Raw genomic sequence first — 3578 nt, 5'->3', positions numbered from 1 at the left:
CCTCCCCCAACCCCAAATCACCCTCAACTACCTCGGCCGGTTCGACCACCCGCCGCACCGGCTCTCGAACGGTGCCGGCTGGGAACCGATAACCAGCATCGAGTTCGACACCACGATCCTCGGAAACGTGCCCGTCGCAGCGATTCTCGACGTCAATGCCTACGTCTACGAGTCAGGCGGCGCCCCGATCCTGCGCGCCACCTGGGTGTATCCGCCCGGTGTGCTGCCGGCGGCCGACGTCACCGAGCTCACCGAGCTGTGGACCGAAGCGCTCACCGCCCTCGCCGACCACATCAGCCGACCCGGCGCCGGCCGGCTCACCCCCAGCGACCTCGACCTCGTCCACCTCGACCAACCCGCCCTCGACGCACTCCACCACCACTACCCCACCCTCACCGACGTCTGGCCCCTCACCCCCTTGCAGGCCGGTCTCCTGTTCCACCACGAACTGACCAGCCAGGCCCTCGACACTTACGTCGTCCAACTCGTCCTCGACATCGACGGACCCCTCGATCCCGACCGTCTCCGCGACGCCGCGGACACCCTTCTCGGCCGCCACCCGAACCTCCGCTCCGCTTTCGGACACACTCACGACGGCACCCCGATTCAAATCGTCACTCCTGCAATACTTCCCTGGAATCACCACGATCTCCGCGACGAGCGTGACGCGACGGTCGCTCACGACATCGTCACCGCCGACCGCACCACCGCGTTCGACCTGACCGCGCCACCCCTGCTCCGGCTCACGCTGATCACGCACGGACCGACCCACCACCAGGTCGCCCTCACTCATCACCACATCCTGCTCGACGGCTGGTCGACGCCACTTCTCCTGCACGAACTCCTCCAGTTGTACGAGCACCACGCCGACCCCGGCGCTGTGCCTCGACCCCTCCCGTATCGCCGCTACCTGGAGTGGCTCACCCAGCAGTCACTCGAGGAGAGCCGGGCCGCGTGGGCCGACGTCCTCGACGGACTGGAAGAACCGACGATCCTGGTGCCGTCCGCGCGCGGCCGCGTCCCATCCACGTTCCCCGAGGAGTATCGGGTCTCGCTGTCAAGGGAGCACACCGATGCGTTGCGGACCGTGGCCCGCACCCACGACCTCACCCTCCACACCATCATCGACACCGCCTGGGCCCTCGTCCTCGCCACCCACACCGGCACCACCGACATCACCTTCGGCACCACCGTCTCCGGACGCCCACCCCACATCCCCGGCATCGAAACCATGATCGGACTCTTCATCAACACCATCCCCGTCCGCATCACCCTCCACCCCACCGACACCCTCACCACCCTCCTCACACGCACCCACACCACCCACACACAACTCCTCGACCACCACCACCTCCCCCTCACCCACATCCCCAACCCCCACGCCACCACCTTCGACACCATCACCGTCCACGAGAACTACCCCCACCACACCACCACCCCACCCACCGACCTCACCATCACCACCACCTCCGCCACCGACGCCACCCACTACCCCCTCGCACTCGCCACCACCACCGACACCACACTCCACCTCAAGTTCGAGTTTCTGCCGGGGTTCCTCAGCCGCAACGACACCGAGGCGATCGCGGCACGCATGTGCCGGGCTCTGGACGTCATCGCGACGGCACCGGACACGACCGTCGCGTCGGTGCGGCTTCTCGGCGACGACGAGTTCCGTGCGCTCGCGCCCGTGCGCGGCGGTCCCGCACCCGCCACCCGCACGCTCGCCGCGATCGTCACCGACGCCGCAGCCCTCGATCCGGACGCCGTCGCGCTCGAGGATTCCAGTCGCGCGGTGAGTTACCGCGACCTCGACGAGGCGTCGAACCGGCTCGCACGCCTGCTGATCACGCACGGCGCCGGACCGGAACGCTACGTTGCCATGGCGATACCGCGGTCCCTCGAGTCAGTCCTCGCGGTCTGGGCGATCACCAAGACCGGGGCCGCTTTCGTCCCGATCGACCCGGGCTATCCCGCCGCACGCATCGCCGAGATGATCGCCGATTCGGGTGTCGCGCTCGGCGTCACACTGACACCGCAACGTGAGCGGCTCCCGGACACGGTGCCGTGGCTCGTCCTGGACGAACCCGGGACGATCACGACGGTCGAACAACAGTCGAGCGGCGCCCTCGGTGACGCCGATCGCCGCCGGCCATTGCGACCCGACCATCCCGCGTACCTGATCTACACGTCCGGATCGACCGGTGTCCCGAAAGGCGTGGTGGTTCCGCACCGCGGGCTGGCCACGCTGGCCGCGGCGCAGGCGGCCGGCCTCGGTCCGGGGCGGCACTCGCGCGTGCTCCACTTCTCGTCGCCCTCGTTCGACGGATCGGTGTTCGACTATCTACTGGCGTTCGGCGGTGGCGCGACTCTGGTGATCAGCCCGCCGACCATCGTCGGCGGCACGGAACTGTCCCGCTTCGTCGCCGCCGAACGGGTGACGCATGCCTTCGTCCCGACTGCCGCGCTAGCCTCGGCCGATCCCGACGACCTCGACGGATACGACGGGTTCGGCGAAATTCTCGTGGCCGGAGAAGCGTGTCCGCCCGGTCTGGTGACCCGGTGGTCCCGTGGCCGTGCTCTGCGGAACGGCTACGGCCCCACCGAAACCACCGTGATGTCCAACATCAGCGCGCCGCTCGCACCCGGGTCCGACGTGACGATCGGCGGCCCGATCGCCGGTGCGGAGGAAGTGGTGCTGGATGCGCGGTTGCAGCCGGTCCCGGACGGTGTTCCGGGTGAGTTGTACATCGCCGGGCCGGGTCTGGCCCGCGGATACCACCGGAGGCCGGGGCTGACCGCCGGACGCTTCGTCGCCGCTCCATACGGGCGGGCGGGCGAGCGGATGTACCGGACCGGCGACATCGTCCGCTGGATCGCCGACACGTCCGGCGGTCGGGTGGTCGAGTACCTCGGCCGGGCCGACTTCCAGGTGAAGGTGCGCGGGTTCCGCATCGAACCCGGCGAGATCGACGCCGTCCTCGGCGCCCACCCGGACGTGGAATACGCCGCGACACTCACCCGCACCGGGCCCGCCGGGGACCCGATCCTCGTTTCCTATGTCGTCGGTTCCGCGGAGCTCGACCCGGCACGACTCTCTGCCTATCTCACCGAACGACTTCCGGTGCACATGGTGCCCGGCGCGATCGTGCCGATCGACCGGATCCCGCTGACCCCGGTCGGCAAACTCGATCGCGCCGCGCTGCCCGATCCGCGGTTCGACTCCCCGGCCGATCCCGCGCACCGACCGACGTCGCCGGTCGAGGAGACCGTCGCGAACGCATTCGCGGCCGTTCTGGGGCTCGAGCACATCGGTGTCGACGACAACTTCTTCGAGGCGGGCGGGAACTCGCTGACGGCGACCCGGGTGGTGGCGCGGGTCAATTCGACGCTGCATACCCACATCGACGTCCGGACCTTGTTCGAGGACCGGACACCGCGAGTCCTGTCCACCCACCTCGACCACGACTCGAACGACGCCGCGCTGCCGGTGCCCACTCCGGGGCCCCAACCCGAGTTCGTGCCGTTATCGCCAGCCCAGCAACGCATCTGGTTCCTCAACCAATACGACACCACCA

General features: G+C 68.8%; 1 protein-coding gene. It reads left to right on the top strand.

Annotated elements, in window-relative coordinates; translation table 11 throughout:
- On the top strand, window positions 1-3578 hold a 3578-nt coding region (locus QM841_RS42755), incomplete at both ends, for a non-ribosomal peptide synthetase (RefSeq protein ID WP_283336776.1).

Source organism: Rhodococcus sp. IEGM 1307 (assembly GCF_030056915.1).
GTDB lineage: Bacteria > Actinomycetota > Actinomycetes > Mycobacteriales > Mycobacteriaceae > Rhodococcus_F > Rhodococcus_F opacus_D.
The sequence above is the reverse complement of the archived record's forward strand: the minus strand, read 5'-3'. Positions and strand labels throughout refer to the sequence as shown.